Consider the following 21,796-nt stretch of genomic DNA (forward strand, 5'->3'; position numbering starts at 1 on the left):
TGTATGCTCCAGCAGCAAGTCCAGTGAAGTTTCCAGTAGTATTGGTAAAAGTAGTATTGTCAATAGAATAAGTATTGGTACCATTTCCACCAGTAACTGTTCCCGCTGAGATGGTTCCGTCTAAAGCTCCATTACAACTTACAGGAGTAGTGGTAGACCCACTTATGGTTAAGACAGCAGGCTGTGTGATTTCTACAGCAGAACTAGTACTGCTGCAACCATTAGATTCTGATACAACTACTTTATAAAAACCTGCACCTAAACCAGTGTAAATTCCAGTTGAATCTCCATTCGTTGGTAAACCTGCAGCAGAAAAAGAACCACCTGATGTTGATGAATACAATAAATCATAAGTAATTGTTCCAACTCCTCCAATTTTTGTTGCAGTTACCGTACCATTTGAAGAACCATGGCATTGAACATTAGTTTTTGAAATAGAATTAATAGCTACGGTACAACAAGAGGTTAAAGTTATGTCATTAACAGTTTTTGTATTTGGACTAACAACATTTGTTGGATGTGATACTGTTAAGCTTGCTGTATGTGGACCAGCGGAACTATATGTCACAGTATATGGACCTTTGGTAGTTAAATTTGTAGGTGAAACTGATAAAGCACCTGGAAAAGACCAAGAATAAAGATTATTCGAAACACCACCAGTTGTGGTATCAGTATAGGTAACTTGTGGATAGACATTTCCAGTACATTCTTTAGTTACTGAAAAATTTGCAAAGATAGGAGTGTTTACAATTATAGTAGATGTTATGAGATTTTTTTGACACATTGAATTCTGTTTGTGGCAACCTGGAGGGGTATTATTATTAGTTTGCCAAGACATAAATAAATTCTTGATTTCTAAAACCTGACCACATGTATAACTCGGTATAGCAACAATTCTATATTTGCCATCTACCATTTGTCCAACATGACCTACACTGATTTTTTGATTTCCTGTATATGGATTTCCTGCAAGATCAATTTTTACATTGTTTTTAAATAAGTCGAATTGTACGTAGAAATTTTCTTTTGTTGTACTAGTTACATTTACCCATATATATACATTTGACAATGGTGTTCCAAAAGTACATGTTGTAATAGCTGTTCCATTTGCATCACCTAAAAATACTTCACCAATGGTAACAGAATTGGTTGTACAGTCATTACTGTTCAAAATACAGGGGTCTGATAATGCTGGGGTTCCTGAAAAAACAATTTGTGAATAATTATTAGTTATACTTAAAAGAAATAGTAATAAAACAAATAAAATAGATTGTTTGAACTTTTGTGTGGGTAGATTTGTTTTCATACTTAATTGTATTTTGTTTGAAGCTTGTCATTATTTTTCAACATGAAATGCCAAATGTTAATGTTGTTAACAAATTTATTAACATTGTAGGTATTTGGTGTATTTTATCCTTGAACAACCTAAATACTCGTTAAAAAACAAAAAATCTATTTTTAAAATAATTAAAAGAGCATTTTTTGTTTTTTTTAATAATTATAAAAATCTAAATCTTAAAAAAATTAAGATTTACACTTGAATTAGTACTATTTATCTGTAGTTAATTAAATGATTGTTTACTTTGATGCTGTAAATCGTTTTATTTATTTAACATTTCAAATGTATGTTAAAAAATAATACGAATTCATAAAAAACATCGATAAAGTGCAAAAATAATAGATAAAGTGTATTTTTTATAGTTTTTATAAGTTTTGTATTACAGAAAAGTAGCGTTTATTTTTTATTAATTTTTTTCTAAAATGGATAATTTAACGGTATTAATCGGTTTTTATATCTTAAACTTTTAAATAAAAATTGTATCTTTCTATTTCTGAATTTAATTAAGTATTCTATGAAAAATTTAATATTAATCCGTCATGGAAAATCAAATTGGGATGTTCCATTTAAAGATATTGACCGTCCTTTGGATAAAAAAGGGATGCAAGACGCACATTTGGTTTCATCAAAAATTGCGGGTCACATTCCTAAGACTTACGTCTTGTGGAGTAGTGTTGCAAAAAGAGCTTCTGATACCGCATTAATTTTTGCTCAAAATTTATTGGCACCCATCGAGAGTATTATTTTTAAAAAGGAATTGTACACATTTGATGAAAGACAATTAGAAGAAATTATTAAATCTTGTGATAATGCTTATGATAGTCTTATTCTTTTTGGACATAATGATGCTATTACAAATTTTGTTAATAAATTTGGTGATGTAAATATTAGTAATGTTCCTACGTCAGGTTTTGTATCTATTCAATTTGAAGCTGACAACTGGAAAACAATTAATAAAGGAAGGACAAAGAAAATAATAACTCCAAAAGATTTTAAATAAACTGTGTTAGAACAAAAATATATTGATAGAGAAAAAAGTTGGTTGGCCTTTAATGCAAGAGTACTCCAAGAAGCAGCAGATAAATCGGTTCCACTTTTAGAAAGATTACGCTTCTTAGGTATTTTTTCCAATAATTTAGATGAATTTTTTAGGGTAAGATTTGCAGCGATTAGGAGGCTAAGCCTGTCTGGTAAAACTGGAGAAAAGATTTTGGGAGGAATTTCAGCTCAACAATTAGTTAAAGATATTACTGAAATTGTAATTCAGCATCAAGATGAAAGTTTGAAAATCTTCAAAGAAATTGAGTCCGAATTGGAGACCCAAAATATTTTTATCATAAATGAGAACGAAATCTCCTTAGATCAAGAAATTTTTTTAAAAGACTTTTTTATTCAAAAGTTAAGTCCTGAATTAGTTACAATCATACTCAATGATTTAGCTGAGTTCCCTTTGTTGAAAGATAATATGGGGTATTTGGCTATAAAACTTGTCATGAAAAATAAAGAAGTTCGGTACGCGATTATCGAAATTCCAAAAACAATGAATCGTTTTGTTGTTTTGCCTTCTGAGGATGAAAAGCAATATGTGATATTACTAGACGATGTCATCAGGCATAATTTAAGGAGTATCTTTAACATCTTTGATTATGAAAGCGTATCAGCTCACATGATTAAAATCAGTCGCGATGCACAACTTGAAATTGATAGTGATTTGAGCAAAAGTATGCTTGAAAAAATTTCAACTAGTGTCAAAGATAGAAGAATTGGAGAGCCTGTTCGATTTATTTATGACCAGTTAATAGCTGAGGATACCTTACAATTCTTTTTGGATAAGATGAAAATTGTATCTACAGATAGCATTATTCCTGGTGGAAGGTACCATAACAGAAGAGATTATATGGATTTTCCAAATCTAGGACGCTACGATTTGTTGTATAAAAAGAATGTTCCGCTTCCTATACCAGGACTTAGTTTAGAAGGAAGTTTGTTGCAAAAAATAAGTAAAAAAGATTATTTGTTACATGCTCCTTATCAGTCATTTTCTTATTTGACTCGATTTTTAAGGGAGGCGGCACTTGACCCGATGGTTACATCGATAAAAATTACGTTGTATCGATTGGCTAAAAATTCACAAATCATAAGTTCGTTAATCAATGCAGCTAAAAATGGTAAAAAAGTAACGGTTCAAATTGAACTTCAGGCTAGATTTGATGAAGCTTCGAATATTTCGTATGCTGAGCAAATGCAAACCGAGGGTATTGAGCTCATTTTTGGGATAAAAGGATTGAAAGTACATAGTAAAATTTGTGTTATCGAAAGAATCGAAAATTTTAAAACCAAACGTTACGGATTTATTTCGACGGGTAATTTTAATGAAACGACTGCCAAAGTCTATACAGATGTGACCTTATTTACGAGTCATCAACAAATACTAAAAGATATCAGTAAAATTTTTGAATTTTTTGATATTAACTATAGAATCCATCGTTATAAACATCTTATAGTTTCCCCTCATTATACGCGTTCTCGTTTCAATAAATTAATTGACAGAGAAATTTTGCATGCTTTGGCAGGCCGTAAGGCTTATATGAAATTAAAGATGAACAGTTTGTCTGATTTTGAAATGATTGATAAACTATATGCGGCTAGTAAAGCTGGTGTAAAAATTCAACTTGAGGTGAGAGGGATTTGTTCTTTAATTCCGGGTGTTAAAGGACTTAGTGAGAATATTGAAGCGATAAGTATTGTGGATAATTATTTGGAACATTCTCGAATTTACATTTTTGGAAATGCAGGTATTCCTGATGTATTTATTTCCTCGGCTGATTTTATGACGCGTAATTTAGATGGTAGAGTCGAAGTTACCTGTCCAATTTATGACGAAGAAATTAAGAGAGAACTGATTGATAATTTTGATTTGGGATGGAAAGGAAATGTAAAAGCTCGATACCATTCTGAAAAATTAGATAATAAATACCGACAACGAAATCAAGCTCCTGTATTTAGAGCACAATTAGAAACGTATCGATACTATCAAAACAAAGTGCACTTATTAGAGCGAACAGAACAAAACTAATTTGTAAAAAGTATAAATGATTAAAATAAAAAAATATGCGGCCATTGATATTGGGTCAAATGCTATGCGTCTTTTGGTGGTCAATATTGTAGAACAGGAAGGAAAAGAAACTCAATTTAATAAAAGTGCACTTGTTCGAGTTCCCATTCGATTAGGTCAGGATGCTTTTACCGTTGGCGAAATTGCAGAAGAGAATATCAATAGAATGTGTGATGCCATGAAAGCATTCAAACTCTTGATGAAGGTTCATAAAGTAGAAGCTTATAGAGCTTTTGCAACTTCAGCCATGCGTGAGGCTTATAACGGTAAAGAAGTAGTAGCTTTAATAAAGAAAAAAGCCGACTTAAAAATTGAAATTATTGATGGAAAAAAAGAAGCGGCAATTATTGCTTCAACAGAAATAAAGCATTTGTTAAAAAACGACCAAAGTTATCTGTTTGTGGATGTAGGAGGGGGGAGTACTGAGTTTACTGTTTTTTCAAATGGTAAAATTATTAGTTCTAAATCTTTCAAAGCAGGTACCGTTCGTTTGTTAAACAATATGGTGTGTGACGTGGTATGGAATGAAATTGAAAAATGGATTAAAACCAACACAGAAGATTTTGAGGATATAGCCCTAATAGGTTCGGGTGGGAATATCAATAAATTATTCAAAATGTCTGGCAAAGCACAAGAAAAACCTTTGTCTTATATGTACATGAATTCACAATATTCCTTTTTAAATTCGTTGACTTATGAACAACGCATTGCCGAATTAGGATTAAATCCAGATCGAGCAGATGTAATTATACCAGCCGTTAGAATTTATCTCAACGCTATGAAATGGAGTGGAGCAAGACAAATTTATGTGCCCAAAATAGGGTTGTCCGACGGTATTGTAAAAGCAATGTATTTTGGCAATATTTAAGCTATGTTTAAAAAAAAAAAAGGGACTGTTTCTTCAATGAAGCAGTCCCTTTTTTTGAATTTAATTGGAGTTACAACAATAATATCAACAAAAGTAAAATAATAATTATTGCCCCAAAAGACAAATACAAACCATTGCCTGTAGATCTTAAATCAGCTTTGATTGCTTTCACTTCTTTCCGAAGTTCTTTTTTTTCTGATGAACTTAAATCAGATTTATCCATGTTTTTAATATCGTTCAAACGGTCAAGTTTGACTTGAATTTCGGCGGGAATTTCTTTTGGGACATTGGTGCTGTTTTTGTCAGCAGCTGTTATCGTTGTTGGAATTATACCTAATGATAATACTATTATCAAGAGATAAGAGCTTAATTTTTTCATTGTAAAAGGTTTTAATTAATACGATTTTGTCTTAAAGATAGTAATAAAATATTGATTTAATATGCTTTATTTGAATTCAATTGTTTTAGGTTTTCCTAATTCAAAACTTTGAAAACCAAAATCAGCGGTTTCAAAAGCATTCGTTTTAAAGACAGAATCGCCTTGAAGGGGGATGGTAGGATAATAAGCTAGCGAAATTTGAAAGGAACTGAACACTAAAAAATCATTACTGATAATGGCTCCAATCCCTATTTTTGAGTATAATTTTTTGTCAGGAAAATGCGAGGCTACATTACCTAGCAACGCCATGGTGTAATTGAAAAAGGGATTAAATCGGAAGCCTCCAATGTTTTTAGGCGAATAGGTTTGGGTTTGAAGATTCAGTACAATTTTGTTTGTACCATAAATAGGGCTGTTGAAACCTTGAATTCCAAAATCTTCATTGATAGTTAATTGGTCGGCTTTTGCAGCATCTCGATTGAAGCCTAGCACTAAAATAGGTTTGACAAATTGCCGTATTTTCCAATTCCCTATTTCTAACAAATGGGTAAAATAATTGGCTTGAAAAGAAAATGCGGTTTGTTGTGTTTTAGATTGATTAAAGTAGGTTCCCACTTCAAAATTAGTACTGATAAAACCTTGTTTGATGTATTTTCCAAATGAGAATTGTCCGCCAAGATAAGGTCGCCACTGATGGTTCTTATATTGATACCCCATTGTTAATCCATAAATTTGACCAATAGGGACATCTTCCGTAATACCGTATCTAAAAATATACTTGTCCTCTATAAATTGTCGATTGTTGATACCAATGCCTATCAACATTAGTTTTTCATCGTTGTAAAATTGAGTTGGATCAAAAGCAATGTCAGGACTTTCTGTGTAAGCTTTATTCATAAACCTACCTGATAAAATCAAGTTGGTGGACTTTTTGTATAAAGTATCATTTTTATACAAAGGAAAAGCTTTTCCTAACCAAAAATCATGAATGTTATTTTTGAAGTTTTGTTTGCTGTAAGTTAAATCGATTGCTTGTAAACTGTCTTGTGAGAACGTTTGGTTCAAATAAATTCCACCTGCCCATTTGGTTAAAGAGGAATAAAAAGGACGTTCAATCAAGATCCCCTTGTCGTAAAAACCGTCGAGATTGATGTTGTATTTAAAAACACTTCGCGTATAGGAATTTTTAATATTAGGAATGGTATAAGAAAGATTGTGAGCATCTTGTCCGTCAACAAAACGATTAGTAAAACGATAATCAAACTGTTGACCCGTACCAAAAAAATTTTTCTCATTTAGTCCTACTGAAATTCGATTGCTGGAGAGTTGAAATTTAGGAATGGTACTCCAAGAATCTAAAACCCGAATGTAAACATCTACGGAATCAGATTTTTTGCTAGAGAGTTTTTCTGTGATGGTCACTCGACTTACAAAACGTTGTGACCTAATCAAACGTTCGGTTTCTTGAATCGTAATGGCATTGAAAACCGAATTCTTCTTAAATAACAATAGATTTAAAATGGCTATTTTTTTTGATTTTAGATGCAGATGATTTCCAGTCCTTTCTTCCCATCTTTTGGGTTGTTTTAATGTATCACTGTCCGAAAAACCAAAAGGATCTAAAGTCACAATATGGATGTCCCGAATGATTTTTCCATCATAGGACTTGTGCTTTTTTTGTTTTACAGTAGGTGTTGCATTTCGTTTATCATTGATAGGGTTAAAAATAAGTTTGTGAACTAATTTGGTAAACTTGTTTTTGGTAGAATACTGTTGAATTCGATGATAAACAGAGGTGCTGTCCTGTTTTAATTCTTTTTTTTGAGCAAAAGAAATCCCACACATCAATGAAAAAACGAATGACCATATGATTTTTTTGGGGATTATCATTGAATGGAGTGTTAGGCATCAAAACGAATTAACCATGCCATTTAATAAACTGATTTCCTGCTTTTTTATTGTCTTTGCTCTTGCGGGTTAATCGACAAATTCTCTGTCGTCAAAATGTTCTTTTAAAATAGAAATTCCTTTTTGAAAGATTAAATTGTTTGGATAAATCACGATTTCACCTTCTTTGGTTATCAAAGAAATATGAAAAGCGGTAATATCTTCGATTTCACCTATAATTGGAAAATCTTTATCATGTATTTTGATGACATCGCCTATTTTAAAAGGAAACGAAAAGAATAAAATTATTCCCGAAGTAATATTACTTAAAATTGACCATTGCGCCACCATAGCTACACCTACTACTGTAGTGATGGAGGAAATAGCGATGATAATATCTTTGGCTTGCACTCCCCAAATGAGTGTTAAAGCTATTAACACCATTACATTTATGAGTAAATGAAGGTATTTGATCACTAAATTGGTTCGGTGTTCAATGATATGGGTCGATTGAGCAAATTTTCGAACAATATTAGAAATCACGATTCTCAAAACAATCATGATAACTATAACTATTGCTGTTGAAAGCGTTTCTTTAGTAAAATTGTCAAGATAGGGCATCATTTCATTTTTTATTCTAAGGTACTCAAATATTTGTAAACTTTATCAACTGGCATTCCCATTACATTTGCATACGATCCTTCAATTTTGGCTACCCCAATAAAACCAATCCATTCTTGAATTCCATAAGCGCCTGCTTTGTCATAAGGTTGGTATTTGTCAATATAATAATGAATGGCTTCATCGCTTAATTCATTAAAGGTTACCTGAGTTGTTTCGCAAATTATATGAGTTTTTATAGTGGTTTTAAAACAAACCGAGGTAATGACTTGGTGTGTTGCATTGGAAAGTGATTTTAAAATAGTAAAAGCATCTTCTTTGTCTTTGGGTTTTCCTAGTGCTTTGTTATGATGCCAAACAATAGTGTCACTTGTAACGAGGATTTCATTGGGCTTTAATTCGTTTTCAAAGGCACTAGCTTTTAATTCAGCCAGATAATTGGTGATGTCACCTGCTTTTAATTCGGGTGGAAAAATTTCTTCTATATCTTTTAATCTGATTTCAAAATCCAGTCCTAAATCCTTGAAAAACTGTTGTCTTCTAGGCGACCCTGAGGCAAGAATGATGGTGTGGTTTTGTAATTTAGATTGTAGCATTGTACAGAATATTTAATGTAAGTATTAGAATCGAAAAAATACCAAAAAACAAGATGCCTTTCAGTAACTGACTCAGGTTGTGAAATTCTTTTTGAGTTTGGGCTGTAATTATTGTGATGGCAAACAACAATAGGGGAGCCAAAATAAAAACTGAAAAATAGAAGAGAGTCACCCAAAGATTGTACGCCAAGAGGTAATTTTTGATATAAAAAACTAAGGCTACGATTGGAATGAAACTAAGTGCAAAAACCATGGTAGTTGTTCTTTTTATTCCTAGTATGATAGGTAGGGTTTTCATACCTTGATTGTAATCCCCATTGATATCTTCTAAATCTTTGACTATTTCTCGTATCAAATTGATGATAAATGCAAAAAAAGCATAGTCCAAAAGGATAGAAAATAAACTTCCCATTACCTTCTGATTCTCATGGGTAATTACAGGGTATAAATCAAAAATTCCGATAATTAAAACACTTACAGCTAGCAACAATGCTACTATAAGATTTCCAATTAGGGTCATTTGCTTGAAACTTGTTGCATATAGGTATAAACTAGCAGCAATAATAATAAAAATAGCTGCAAAATTAGGTTTTCCAATACTGTTTGCAAGATAAAAACCAATAGCAACGCCTATGCTGTTTAAAGTGATATAATAGGTGTATGCATTAGTTTCAGTAATTTTGGAACCTACTATTTGTTTATGAGGTTTATTAGTGGCATCAGTTTCTTGGTCGATAATGTTGTTAATAATATAACCTGCAGCTGCAATTAACGTTGTGCTTAGTATTAAAAGGCCGTATTGCCAATCATTTAAAGCTAAAGGAATGTTTTGTAATTTTAAAAAACCATAACGAAACAGCAATTGCATCAATGCTAGCATTATCAAATTTTGATATCGAATGAGTTGTAAAAAAGGCATAGTTTCAGGTGGTTTTCAATTAGCAAAAATTAATTGTTATTTCCTTCAAAGTATTCCATCCATTTTCCTTGCACTTTCATTACTTGTTCGATGACCTCTCTCACAGCTCCTTTTCCTCCATTCTTGTGTGAAATGTATTTAGAAATGCTTTTGATTTCAGGACTTGCGTCTTGTGGACAGGTAGGTAAACCCACTAATTTCATCACATGGTAATCAGGAATATCGTCTCCCATGTACAAGACTTGTTCTGGGGCAATAGCATAAAGCTCAGTATATTCTTCAAATGTTTCTACTTTGTTTGGGGTACCTAAATGTATGTCTGTAATCCCTAAATTGCGTAAACGTAATCGCACGCCTTCATTTTTTCCACCCGAAATAATACACACATTATAACCACTTTCAATAGCGGCTTTCATGGCGTATCCATCTTTGATGTTCATAGTACGTAAGAGTTCACCATCATTGGCAATGTAAACGGATCCATCTGTAAGTACGCCATCTACATCAAAAATAAAAGTGGTGATGTCGTTCATTATTTCTTTATAACTTTTTGCCATGGTTTTGTATTGATTGTGTTAAGATTTTATATAGATTTAATTGGGGGTTGTTTTTCAAAAACTCTTCGTGAGCATCAATCGTTTTTTGGTCATTTCGGATAGCTGGTCCCGTTTGGGCTAATTCGGGTTTTAGGGTAGTTATCTTTTGTGCAGTTTCCTGAATCAAAGGGTGTAAAATAGCAAATGGTATTTGGTTTTCTTCACAAATTTCGGCTCCCAATTGATACAAATGATTCGTGAAATTATTAACAAATACTGCAGCTACATGCAATGCTTTGCGTTGTTGAGAAGCAATCGCATAAGTAATTCCTGAGAGTGCTTGTGCTACCTTTTCAATCATAAGAAAATCATCTTGATGTTCAGCTTCCAAACAGATAGGAATACTTGAAAAAGATATTTCTTTATCTTTTGAAAACGATTGTAAAGGATAAAATACGCCTTTTCTGTTTTTGGAATTCAAAATAGTCATCGGCATGGCTCCAGAGGTATGTACCACCAAGCAGTTACTATAAGGCAATTGAGTGCTTACTTCGTGGATAGCATCATCAGATACGGCAAGAATATACAGATCAGCCTGAGTGATTTGCTCCCAATCCGAAACAATTTTGTTAGAGTCCAGTAAGTGAGTAAGGGTTTCTTTTTTTCGAGCAAAAGCTTGAACCAACACAACGTTTTTATTGAATTGATAAGCTTCTTGAAAAGCCACAATGAGATGTTGAGCAAGATTACCAGAACCTATTAGTACTACTTTTATCATGTGGCAAAATTAACAAAAATTAAAATAGGAATTTGCTAATCTAATAAGGAGTGGGTAGTAAAATTTAGTTTGTTGAGGATAAAGATGGCATAATTACTACTCACTTTTTTTAAAGCATCATTTTGTGGATATTTATTTGAGCAGAATGGAAATTTATTTTCTTTAAAATTTATCTTTGGCATCCTAAAAAATAAAAGATATTATGGGTGCTATTTGGTTTGAATGTAAAGTAAAATATAGAAAAATTGACGAAAATGGAGGGCAAAAGGTAACAACCGAACCATATTTGGTAGATGCCTTATCTTATACTGAGGCGGAACGTCGAATTAATGAAGAAATGGCGGCGTACATCAGTGAAGAGTTTAAAATAACTAATATCAAAGTAGCTAACTATGCCGAAATTCATCCTTTCGAAAACTCAGATAGGTGGTTTAAATCCAAAATTGCGTTAATTGCTTATGATGAAGAAAGTGGGAAAGAACGTAAAACCAATATGTATTTTTTACTACAAGCAAATGATATTAAAGAAGCATTTGATAATACGGTGCATGTAATGAAAAACACCATGGGAGAATATTCCATTACAGCTATTAATGAATCGCCTATTGTAGATGTTTTTCCTTATTTTAGTGGGGAAGAGGATGCATTAGAGCAATTGGAAAAGTTTAATGCTATTAAGGCTTCGAGACCCGTACACGAAGAAGAAAAAATAGACAATATGGAATTTGAAATAGCGTTGTCTGAATCTTAGATTTTGAAAGTTGTACTAATAAAAAAGAGGAATAGTTTATTAAAAATACTATTCCTCTTTTTTGTATATTAAGTTCATTTATATTTTAACGGGTTTGTCGGCGGTAAAGACAAAATAGAAACCAATTAGTATAAATGGGATGCTCAACCATTGTCCAGTGGAGAATAATCCTAGTGAACTTTCAAAACCTCCTTGACTTTCTTTGACATATTCAACAATAAAACGCACTGTCCATAATGCAACTAAGAAAAGACCAAATAAATACCCTGATTTTAATCTAGCATCTGTTTTCCAATATAGGAAGTACAAGGCAATGAATACAAAAACATAACAAAAAGATTCATATAACTGAGCAGGATGTTTCAAAGGGACTTGAGATAGTAAGTGAGCATACTGAGGGTTAGTAGCGATGGCATGATAAGCTTCTGTCGGGTTTGCAATATTTGTTAACGAAACAGCTTCACTTGCCGAAAATTGGTCTCTTATGAACTGGATTCCAAAAACTGAATCGGTTTTTTTACCTACAATTTCTGAATTGAAAAAGTTGCCCAAACGTACAAATATAGCTCCGCTAGATACTGCAATGACCACTCGATCTAAAATCCATAATAACGGTTTTTTTAGTTCTTTTTTACTGTAGAAATACATCGCTATAATAATAGATATTGCTGCACCGTGACTGGCTAGACCTTGGTATCCTGTAAATTCAAATTGGGGAGAAAAACGAAAAGGAAGAAATATTTCGGCTAAATGGTTGCGAAAATATTCCCAATCATAAAATAAAACATGACCTAAACGGGCTCCTATTAAGGTTGCTAACACTGTCCAGACAAACAAAGAATCTAGTTTTTCTAAAGATTCATTTTCTCTTTCAAATATTTTTTTCATGATGTACCAGCCTAATCCAAAAGCGATTACAAACATAAGGCTGTAAAAACGAATCACGAAAAATCCTAAATCAATACCTTCTGAGGGGTTCCAAACAATGTTTAAAGCGTGTGTCATTATGTAATTTTTGTTGTAAAAATACAGTTTTTGTTTTGAGTTTCAATATTAAATTGAAGTTATGAGGGGAGTATTAAGAACAGTTTAACAAACTAAAATAGTGGTTCTTTTAAGGCTTTTTATCCTTAGGTGGAACAGGGTCATAACCTGATTTGCCCCATGGATGACAGCTCAAAATCCGTTTAAGACCTAAATAGCCTCCGTATAACAATCCATGAGTTTGTAACGCCTCAATCATATAGGAAGAGCAAGTAGGTTGAAACCTGCAAGTTGCAGGGGTAAAAGGTGAAATAGCAACCTGATAAAAACGAACTAGCAATATGAATGGCGTTGTAATTTTCATCATTCTACGTGTTGATTGAAAATAAAAAAGGTTCAATTGCTAGCAATTGAACCTTATGGGTTTATATAGTGAAACTTGTTCCTTCTTTACTATCTTTTAATTGGATACCAATAGCAAGCAACTGGTCTCTAATTTGATCTGACAAAGCAAAGTTTTTATCAGCTCGCGCTTGATTGCGCATTTCAATTAAAAGTTTTACGGTGCCTTCTAATATGTCATTCTGAGAATTGGTGTTTTTTTCGTTTTCTAATCCCAATACATCGTAAACAAATGCCTGCATCAACGAAGTAAAATCAGCCAAATCCTGAGCAGTCAAACTTTCTTTTCCTTCTCTTAGTAAATTAACATAACGAACCCCTTCAAACAATTGTGCAATTAAAATAGGTGAATTAAAATCGTCATTCATAGCATCATAACACAATTGTTTCCATGCTGCAATAGCAATAGTACTTGTGGAACTAGGTGTGATATGTGATAAACCTTCCATAGCCTCCATTAATCTTTTGAATCCTTTTTCTGCAGCTACAATAGCTTGGTCAGAAAAATCCAAGATGCTTCTATAATGGGCTTGTAACATAAAAAACCGTGTTACTGAAGCCGAAAAAGGTTTGCTTAAAATGGTATTGTTACCTGTTAGTATTTCTCCTGGCAAAATGTTATTACCAGTAGATTTAGCCATTTTTTTACCATTCAAAGTTAACATATTAGCATGCATCCAGTAATTTACAGGTGTTTGTCCGGTACAGGCTTCGTTTTGTGCAATTTCGCATTCGTGATGCGGGAATTTCAAATCCATTCCGCCACCATGTATATCAAAATGATTGCCCAAATATTTAGTACTCATGGCCGTACATTCAAGATGCCAACCTGGAAAACCTTCTCCCCAAGGCGAAGGCCATCTCATGATATGTTGGGGTTCCGCTTTTTTCCATAAAGCAAAATCTTGAGGGTTTCTCTTGTCTGATTGTCCGTCCAATTCTCTTGTATTGGCTAACATATCTTCAATATTTCGCCCGCTTAAAATACCATAGTGATGGTTTTCGTTGTATTTAATCACATCAAAATAGATAGAACCATTGGCCTCATAGGCAAAACCAGCTTCAATGATTTTTTTGATGATTTCTATTTGTTCAATTATGTGTCCCGTAGCTGTAGGCTCAATACTTGGAGGTAAAAAATTAAATGCCTTCAAGATTTCGTGAAAGTCCACCGTATAACGCTGTACGACTTCCATAGGTTCTAATTGCTCTAAACGTGCTTTTTTGGCAATTTTATCTTCCCCTTCATCAGCATCGTCCACCATATGTCCCACATCAGTAATATTGCGTACATAACGCACTTTGTAGCCTAAATGGATAAAGTATCTAAAAATCACATCAAAAGACATAAAAGTACGTAGGTTTCCTAAGTGAACATTACTGTAAACCGTAGGTCCACAAACATACATTCCTACATTTCCTTCGTGAATAGGGGTAAAAGTCTCTTTTTCTCCTGAGAGAGAATTGTATATTTTTAATGTTTGAGTACGATATAATGGCATTTTTTTTTGTTTTTCCCCACCCTAGCCCTCCCGTAAGGAGAGGGAGTCGAGAAGTGAATGTATTAGTGATATTAAAATTTATTAATTCCAATTTTCTCTTTAAAAGGAGTTCTTTAAAAGGGAAAAGTATGTCGCTAATTAGGATTAAAATTGACGCTAAACTACTGTGTTGTTTCCCTTACCTTTGGGTAGGTGGGGGAGGACATTAAAATTTAGTTTCCAATTTGATATAATCCAAAAATTCTCTTTTTATTTTGTCTTCTTTGAAGCGACCACCAAATTCAGAAGTAACGGTGCTACTTTCGATATCTTTAATCCCACGTGAATTTACACATAGGTGTTTGGCATCAATAACACAAGCCACATCCTCAGTGCCAAGGGCATTTTGAAGCTCTTGAACAATTTGCATGGTTAAGCGCTCTTGAACTTGAGGCCTTTTGGCATAATGTTCTACAAGTCGGTTCATTTTAGAAAGACCAATGACTGTTCCATTAGAAATATAAGCAACATGGGCTCTTCCAATGATTGGAAGCAAATGGTGTTCACAAGTAGAATAAAGAGTAATGTTTTTTTCTACTAACATTTCACCATACTTGTAATTGTTGTCAAAGGTGGAAGCTTTTGGTTTTTTGTTTGGATTCAATCCTCCAAAAATTTCTTTAACAAACATTTTGGCAACACGATTAGGAGTTCCTTTGATGCTGTCATCCGTTAAATCCATTCCTAATGTTTGTAGAATGTTTTCAACATCTTTTTTTATCCTTTCAATTTTTTCTTCGTCAGTTATATCAAAAGCGTCTTGTCGGACTGGGTTGTTTGCACATGAACCAATATGATTGTCTCCTATTTCGTCATGCATTTCTTCATTTTGTATCATCAAAATTCTTCTATTATAAACGAGGTTATTTTTAAGCGAACAAAGTTAATTAATAAATATTAAAGTATTTAATTCGACAAAAGTTAAATAAAACTTTTTACTATTAAAAAAACAACGGCAAAACCTTGTTTGGAGGTTGTTGCCGTTGTTTTAAAGTTTTTATAGAACTAAATATTTGTATCGGCAATCATGGTTTTTTTATGTTTGAGGGCTTTATAAACGTTTAAAGCTTCTTTTAATATGTGTACGGAGCGTATTAAATCTTCTTTTTTCAAAACATACGCCATACGAACTTGATTTTTACCCATTCCTGGGGTTGAATAAAATCCTGCAGCCGGTGCAATCATAACCGTTTCGCCGTCTAATTCAAAATTTTTCAATAACCATTTTGCAAAATGTTCTGTATCTTTTACAGGCAATTGTACAATGCAGTAAAATGCGGCTTTAGGAAGCGTAACCTCGACTCCTTCTATTTTGAGTAATTCTGAAATTAAGGTGTCTCTTCGTATTTTATATTCTTTAGTTACTTTAGTAAAATAACTTTTTGGAGTATCAAGAGCTGCTTCGCAAGCAATTTGTTCAATGGTTGGAGGGCATAAACGCGCTTGTGCAAATTTCATTGCTGTAGCGATAACTTCTTTGTTTTTTGTAACCATACAACCGATACGAGCACCACACATGCTGTATCTTTTGGATACGGAATCAATCATGATTACGTTTTGCTCTAGACCAACTAAATTCATTACTGAATAATGTATGTCTTTCTTGTCGTAAATAAATTCACGATACACTTCGTCAGCTACTAGGAATAAATCGTGTCGTTTAACTAATTCTCCTAATTGTTGTATTTCCTGCTCAGAATATAAATTTCCAGTAGGATTGCTAGGGTTACAAATTAAAATGGCTTTGGTTTTTGGTGTAATTAAACGCTCAAAATTTTCAATTGAAGGCAAGGCAAATCCGTCTTCAAAACTCGAATTTACAGGTACTACGGTAGCACTTGATTCTTCTGAAAAAGCATGGTAGTTTGCATAGAATGGTTCAGGTATGATTACTTCGTCGCCCGGATCCATAATGCTTCCTAAAGCAAATAATAATGCTTCAGAACCACCTGTCGTTATCATAATATCTTTGGTGTCCACATTTACACGTTGTCTTCTGTAAAATTGGGCAAGTTTTTTTCTGTAGGTTTTGTAACCTTCTGAAGGGCCATATTCAATTATATCCAACTCCATGTTTTTGATGGCCGCAATGGCTTTCTCTGGACTTTTGATGTCGGGTTGACCAATATTTAAATGGTAAACTTTTAATCCTTTTCTATTTGCAATATCCGCAAAAGGAGCTAGTTTACGTATTGGGGATTGAGGCATTTTGCGGCCTCTAATTGAAATGTTAGGCATGTGATTAATAATTTAGTGCAAATTTGCGATTTTTTTTTTGAAATTGACTATCGATAGAATCACTATTTAAAAATATCTCGCTAGAAATGCAAGATATTTATTAAATTTATGAAAACAACCAAGTGATGAAAAAAATTGCTGTCTTTTTTTTTCTAGTTTTCTTAGTTTTTCCCGCTAGGGGACAGGACAGTTTTGAGTTTTTGAAAAATAAGGACAAGCTGCGTTTTTCGTTTTCATTTATTAATAATTTGGTTTTAATTCCTGTAAAATTAAATGGTGTACCTCTCACTTTTTTGTTGGATACAGGAGTAGGGCAAACCATCGTTTTTAGTGTGGATGAAAGTAATAATTCTCAATATAAAAATGTTGAGAAAATTAGGTTAAAGGGTTTTGGAAGTGATTATACGGCTTTAGGATTAAAATCCACAGATAATGTATTGGAAATAAAAGGGATGCAGTCACAGTCTCATTTATTGTATGTCATTCTTGGCGGGGAATTTAATTTTTCAGATCATTTGGGAGTGCCTGTCAACGGGATTATTGGGCATAGTTTTTTTAAAAATCATTTAGTCGAAATTAATTATGCCAAAAAGCGCATTACACTTTACAAAGACACTCCAAAAAACACCAAACGAGTCTTTCGTAAATTTACTCAGTTGCCACTAATTATCGAAAAAGATAAACCCTATGTTATGGGGAACGTCACTATTAATAATCGTTCGATTCCCGTGAAATTACTTTTAGATGTAGGGAATAGTGATTCGGTGTGGCTTTTTGAAAATGATAAAATTAAAATTCCAACCAAAAATTTTGACGATTATTTAGGGAAAGGATTTAGCGGGGATGCTTATGGCAAACGTGCTAAAATTGAAGCTTTTCAATTAGACAATTTTACATTCAAAAGACCTATAGTAGCCTTTCCTGATTCGACTACCATTCAATATTTAAAATTTGTTCCTGGCAGAATGGGGTCAGTGGGAGGCGAAATTTTGAAAAGGTTCTCCGTAATGATAGATTATAAGAATAGTAATTTGTATTTGAAGCCCAATGGGATGTTTGCTAATCCTTTTTTATATAACAAAAGCGGTATCGAAGTAATTCATGCTGGGATGAAATTTGTAAATATTCAAGTGAACCAGAAAGCTCTTTTGATGAAAACGGCTTCGCAATTTGATTCTGACAAACCCGGAGAGCTAACGGATTTTAAATATAAATTTGAACTAAAACCCATCTTTAAGGTTGCCAGTGTGCGAGTCAATTCGCCAGCAGCTCAAAGCGGAATAAAAGAAGGTGATGTCATTGTATCTATCAATAAACACAATGCTGATAGTTATTCGTATCAAGAATTACTAGCTATTTTAAAATCAGATGAAGAGAAATGGATAACAATGGAAGTCATTAGGAAAGGAGAAATTCTGACCTTCAAATTCAAATTAGTTTCTATTTTGGAATAAAAAAAACACTCCTAAATTAAGAGTGTTTCCTTGTTAAGTTGCTTATTTTTCAATAACGTCTCCTTTTATTTTTAAAGGTATTCGTCCTTCTTCAAAATTTACGGCATTGGATTCAACCGTAATGGTTTTTCGAATAGGGCCAGGAGCCATATTGTATTTAATTTCAATTTTCCCTGTCTTATTAGGAGGAATAGGCGCTGATGGTTTGGAAAGAATCGTACAACTTGAAGTAGATTGTACAGAGTAAATCATCAAAGGGGCATTTCCAGTATTAGTAAATTCAAAAACACGAATTCCATTATCAGTATCTTTTGAAATAGTTCCAAAATCTATAGTATTGTTTTTAGCTTTGAAATCGATTTTAGCTCCATTTTGTGCAAATCCAATACTACAAAATAATACGAATGCGATAAAAGTGGCTAGTTTTTTCATTGGCTTTTGGTTTTTAATAAAGTAAATATACTTTGTTTTAATTAGTACACAAATTTTTATTTCCCTTTTTATAGTGTACTTAATTATTTACTTTTGTTCCCTTAATTGAATTACAAGAATCAGACCAAACACAAAGTTCCGGTTAATTGATTTTCGATTAAACAAATAACCGATTAAACAAATAAACGATATAATGACAATTCCTGCACAATTTGACGCTAAAACTATTGAGAATAAATGGTACGAATTCTGGATGAAAAACAATTACTTTCATTCTGTGCCAGATCATAGAACTCCTTATACAATAGTAATTCCTCCACCTAATGTAACGGGAGTCTTGCACATGGGACACATGTTGAACAATACCATTCAAGATGTTTTGATTCGTCGTGCTCGTTTGAAAGGATTCAACGCTTGTTGGGTTCCTGGAACAGACCACGCTTCGATTGCCACTGAGGCTAAGGTTGTGGCTAAGTTAAAAGCAGAAGGAATCAATAAAAATGATTTGTCACGTGAGGAATTCTTAAAGCACGCTTGGGATTGGACTGAAAAATATGGTGGAACTATTTTAGAACAATTAAAACAATTGGGGTGTTCTTGTGATTGGGAACGTACCAAGTTCACGATGGATCCTGATATGTCAGCTTCGGTGATTAAATCATTTGTAGATTTATACAACAAAGGCTTGATTTACCGTGGATACCGAATGGTTAACTGGGACCCAGAGGCTAAAACGACTTTGTCTGATGAAGAAGTTATTTTTGAAGAACGACAAGGGAAATTATTTTTCCTAAAATATAAAATCCTCTCCCCAGCCCCCTCCGAAGGAGAGGGAGCTGATATGCTTATCTCCCCTCCTTCGGAGGGGTTGGGGGAGGAATATTTGACAGTAGCAACAACACGTCCAGAAACCATTTTTGGAGATACCGCTATTTGTATCAATCCAAATGACGAACGTTTTACACATTTGAAAGGAAAAAAAGCCATTGTACCTATTTGTGGTCGTGTGATTCCTATTATCGAAGATGACTATGTAGATATCGAATTTGGAACAGGTTGTTTGAAAGTGACGCCTGCACACGATATGAATGACAAAACACTAGGGGAGAAGCACAACTTGGAAATTATTGATATTTTCAACGATGATGCGACTTTGAATAGTTTTGGTTTGCATTACCAAGGGCAAGACCGTTTTGCGGTTCGTGAAGCAATTGCTAAAGAATTAGAAGCTAACGGTGATTTGGCCAAAACCGAAATCCATTTGAATAAAGTGGGAACTTCTGAAAGAACCAAAGCAGTAATCGAACCTCGTTTGTCTGACCAATGGTTCTTGAAAATGGAAGAATTGGTTAAACCAGCTATCAAATCCGTTTTGGAGGATGGCGATATTAAGTTGCACCCAAAACGTTTTGAAAATACCTATGCGCATTGGTTAAATAATATTCGCGATTGGAATATCTCACGTCAACTGTGGTGGGGACAACAAATTCCAGCCTATTTTTATGGAGATGGAAAAGAAGATTTTGTAGTGGCTGAAAACATCGAAGATGCTTTGGCTTTAGCCAAAGAAAAAACTGCTAACTCCCAGCTTCAAGTTTCTGACTTAAAACAAGACGCTGATGCCCTTGACACTTGGTTTTCGTCTTGGTTGTGGCCAATGTCTGTTTTTGGCGGAATCATGAATCCTGAAAGTGAAGATTTTAAATATTATTATCCAACCAATGACTTGGTGACAGGACCCGATATTTTGTTTTTCTGGGTGGCGCGTATGATTATTGCGGGATATGAGTATGCAGGTGAAAAACCATTTACCAATGTGTATTTGACAGGTTTGGTACGCGACAAACAAAGACGTAAAATGTCTAAATCATTAGGGAACTCTCCAGAACCTTTAGAATTGATTGAGAAATTTGGTGCTGATGGTGTTCGTGTAGGATTGTTATTGAGTGCTTCGGCAGGAAATGACATCATGTTTGACGAGGAATTGTGCAATCAAGGAAAAGCTTTTTCGAACAAAATCTGGAATGCTTTCAAATTGATTAAAGGTTGGGAAGTGTCTGAAACGATTCCGCAACCTGAATCTTCAAAAGTGGCTATTGAATGGTATGAGGCGAAGTTTCAACAAACCCTGGCTGAGATAGAAGATAATTTCGATAAATACAGAATTTCTGAGGCTTTAATGGGAATCTATAAATTGGTTTGGGATGATTTCTGTTCTTGGTTCTTAGAAATGATTAAACCAGGATACCAACAACCAATTGACAGCACGACTTTTGCGAAAGCGATAGAAATGTTGGAAAACAACCTGAAATTATTGCACCCATTTATGCCTTTCTTGACAGAGGAAATTTGGCAGCACATTACTGAACGAACTACTGAAGAAGCGCTTATCGTTTCAACTTGGCCAGAATCAAAACCGTTTAATGCGAGTTTGATAACTGATTTTGAAGGGACTATCGAAGTGATTTCTGGAATTCGTACCATTCGTAAAGACAAAAACATTCCGTTCAAAGATGCCATTGATTTAAAAGTTATTAATAACGAAAATTTAACGGCTTATTTTGATACGATAATTGCTAAATTAGGGAATATATCAACCATAGAATATGTTTCAGACAAGGTGGATGGCGCACTTTCATTTAGAGTAAAATCAAATGAATACTTTATTCCTATTTCAGGTAATATTGACGTGGAGGCCGAAATTGTTAAATTAACGGAAGAACTTAAATACACCCAAGGCTTTTTGAAATCGGTACAAAATAAACTTTCGAACGAAAAATTTGTAGCAGGTGCTCCTGAAAAAGTGATTGCTATGGAGCGTAAAAAAGAAGCCGATGCTTTGGCAAAAATCGCAACAATTGAGCAAAGTTTAGCTGTTTTGAAATAAATAGTAATATAGTACTAAACAAAAAAAATCCCGAAATTTTCGGGATTTTTGCGTTTTATCACTTTAGAT

General features: G+C 33.6%; 19 protein-coding genes and 1 pseudogene. 6 read left to right on the forward strand and 14 right to left on the reverse strand.

All coding sequences use genetic code 11. From position 1 onward, the window contains the following. Positions 1-1,306 (reverse strand): annotated as a pseudogene (locus tag K5R64_RS02195) (hypothetical protein); the annotation flags it as partial. Positions 1,307-1,853: 547 nt separating this feature from the next. Between K5R64_RS02195 and K5R64_RS02200 the strand changes: the two are divergent. Genes K5R64_RS02200 through K5R64_RS02210 form a run of 3 tightly spaced genes read left to right on the forward strand, consistent with a single transcriptional unit; the run spans position 1,854 to position 5,322 of the window. Continuing rightward, a complete protein-coding gene (locus tag K5R64_RS02200) occupies positions 1,854-2,339 on the forward strand; it encodes a histidine phosphatase family protein (protein WP_220760417.1) in 486 nt (161 codons plus the stop codon). Between the two features lie 3 nt (positions 2,340-2,342). Further along, positions 2,343-4,415, forward strand: a complete 2,073-nt coding sequence (gene ppk1 / locus K5R64_RS02205; RefSeq protein WP_220760419.1) for a polyphosphate kinase 1 — start codon at positions 2,343-2,345, stop codon at positions 4,413-4,415. Positions 4,416-4,431: 16 nt separating this feature from the next. After that, entirely contained in the window at positions 4,432-5,322 is an 891-nt protein-coding gene (locus K5R64_RS02210) for a Ppx/GppA phosphatase family protein (protein ID WP_220760421.1), read from the forward strand. 70 nt (positions 5,323-5,392) lie between these two features. Here K5R64_RS02210 and K5R64_RS02215 read toward each other — a convergent pair whose 3' ends face one another. The 7 genes from K5R64_RS02215 to K5R64_RS02245 all read right to left on the reverse strand — a co-directional run bounded on the left by K5R64_RS02215 (position 5,393) and on the right by K5R64_RS02245 (position 11,038). Beyond that, complete coding sequence (locus K5R64_RS02215; RefSeq protein ID WP_220760423.1) at positions 5,393-5,701, reverse strand: hypothetical protein; 309 nt, start codon at positions 5,699-5,701, stop codon at positions 5,393-5,395. A 66-nt stretch (positions 5,702-5,767) separates the two neighbouring features. Further along, positions 5,768-7,591 carry a hypothetical protein gene (locus tag K5R64_RS02220; RefSeq protein ID WP_220760425.1) on the reverse strand — a complete coding sequence of 608 codons (1,824 nt, stop codon included), beginning with the start codon at positions 7,589-7,591 and terminating at the stop codon, positions 5,768-5,770. Positions 7,592-7,678: 87 nt separating this feature from the next. Next, on the reverse strand, positions 7,679-8,212 hold the full coding sequence (locus tag K5R64_RS02225) for a mechanosensitive ion channel domain-containing protein (protein WP_308443149.1): 534 nt from the start codon (positions 8,210-8,212) through the stop codon (positions 7,679-7,681). A gap of 8 nt (positions 8,213-8,220) precedes the next feature. Then, the gene (locus K5R64_RS02230; RefSeq protein ID WP_220760427.1) at positions 8,221-8,805 is read right to left on the reverse strand and encodes a Maf-like protein; all 585 of its coding nucleotides are present in this window, start codon (positions 8,803-8,805) and stop codon (positions 8,221-8,223) included. Then, positions 8,792-9,724 carry a geranylgeranylglycerol-phosphate geranylgeranyltransferase gene (locus K5R64_RS02235; RefSeq protein WP_220760429.1) on the reverse strand — a complete coding sequence of 311 codons (933 nt, stop codon included), beginning with the start codon at positions 9,722-9,724 and terminating at the stop codon, positions 8,792-8,794. The genes K5R64_RS02230 and K5R64_RS02235 overlap by 14 nt, the downstream gene beginning before the upstream one ends. A gap of 29 nt (positions 9,725-9,753) precedes the next feature. Beyond that, positions 9,754-10,281 (reverse strand): HAD family hydrolase, encoded by a 528-nt coding sequence (locus K5R64_RS02240; RefSeq protein ID WP_220760431.1) that lies wholly within the window; start codon positions 10,279-10,281, stop codon positions 9,754-9,756. Next, the gene (locus K5R64_RS02245) at positions 10,265-11,038 is read right to left on the reverse strand and encodes a Rossmann-like and DUF2520 domain-containing protein (protein ID WP_220760433.1); all 774 of its coding nucleotides are present in this window, start codon (positions 11,036-11,038) and stop codon (positions 10,265-10,267) included. The genes K5R64_RS02240 and K5R64_RS02245 overlap by 17 nt, the downstream gene beginning before the upstream one ends. A gap of 202 nt (positions 11,039-11,240) precedes the next feature. Here K5R64_RS02245 and K5R64_RS02250 point away from each other — a divergent pair, with 202 nt between their 5' ends. Next, positions 11,241-11,789 (forward strand): DUF4494 domain-containing protein, encoded by a 549-nt coding sequence (locus K5R64_RS02250; RefSeq protein WP_220760435.1) that lies wholly within the window; start codon positions 11,241-11,243, stop codon positions 11,787-11,789. Between the two features lie 78 nt (positions 11,790-11,867). Here the strand turns inward: K5R64_RS02250 and lgt are convergent, their stop codons facing one another. The 5 genes from lgt to K5R64_RS02275 form a co-directional block, all read right to left on the reverse strand. Continuing rightward, on the reverse strand, positions 11,868-12,794 hold the full coding sequence (lgt, locus tag K5R64_RS02255; protein ID WP_220760437.1) for a prolipoprotein diacylglyceryl transferase: 927 nt from the start codon (positions 12,792-12,794) through the stop codon (positions 11,868-11,870). 109 nt (positions 12,795-12,903) lie between these two features. Continuing rightward, positions 12,904-13,137, reverse strand: coding sequence for a membrane protein insertion efficiency factor YidD (gene yidD / locus K5R64_RS02260; protein ID WP_220760462.1), 234 nt, complete (start codon positions 13,135-13,137; stop codon positions 12,904-12,906). Between the two features lie 61 nt (positions 13,138-13,198). Beyond that, on the reverse strand, positions 13,199-14,677 hold the full coding sequence (gene cysS, locus K5R64_RS02265; protein ID WP_220760439.1) for a cysteine--tRNA ligase: 1,479 nt from the start codon (positions 14,675-14,677) through the stop codon (positions 13,199-13,201). Positions 14,678-14,882: 205 nt separating this feature from the next. Then, positions 14,883-15,554 (reverse strand): GTP cyclohydrolase I FolE, encoded by a 672-nt coding sequence (folE, locus tag K5R64_RS02270; RefSeq protein ID WP_220760465.1) that lies wholly within the window; start codon positions 15,552-15,554, stop codon positions 14,883-14,885. A 167-nt stretch (positions 15,555-15,721) separates the two neighbouring features. Further along, positions 15,722-16,954 carry a pyridoxal phosphate-dependent aminotransferase gene (locus K5R64_RS02275; RefSeq protein WP_220760441.1) on the reverse strand — a complete coding sequence of 411 codons (1,233 nt, stop codon included), beginning with the start codon at positions 16,952-16,954 and terminating at the stop codon, positions 15,722-15,724. 125 nt (positions 16,955-17,079) lie between these two features. Between K5R64_RS02275 and K5R64_RS02280 the strand changes: the two genes are divergently transcribed. Beyond that, positions 17,080-18,408 (forward strand): PDZ domain-containing protein, encoded by a 1,329-nt coding sequence (locus K5R64_RS02280; RefSeq protein WP_220760443.1) that lies wholly within the window; start codon positions 17,080-17,082, stop codon positions 18,406-18,408. Between the two features lie 42 nt (positions 18,409-18,450). Here K5R64_RS02280 and K5R64_RS02285 read toward each other — a convergent pair whose 3' ends face one another. Further along, entirely contained in the window at positions 18,451-18,840 is a 390-nt protein-coding gene (locus K5R64_RS02285; RefSeq protein ID WP_220760445.1) for a DUF1573 domain-containing protein, read from the reverse strand. Between the two features lie 193 nt (positions 18,841-19,033). Between K5R64_RS02285 and K5R64_RS02290 the strand changes: the two genes are divergently transcribed. Next, positions 19,034-21,727, forward strand: a complete 2,694-nt coding sequence (locus K5R64_RS02290) for a valine--tRNA ligase (protein WP_220760447.1) — start codon at positions 19,034-19,036, stop codon at positions 21,725-21,727. Positions 21,728-21,796: the final 69 nt, after the last annotated feature.

Origin of the sequence: Flavobacterium sp. UMI-01, from assembly GCF_019656315.1 — a bacterium.
Taxonomy (GTDB): domain Bacteria; phylum Bacteroidota; class Bacteroidia; order Flavobacteriales; family Flavobacteriaceae; genus Flavobacterium.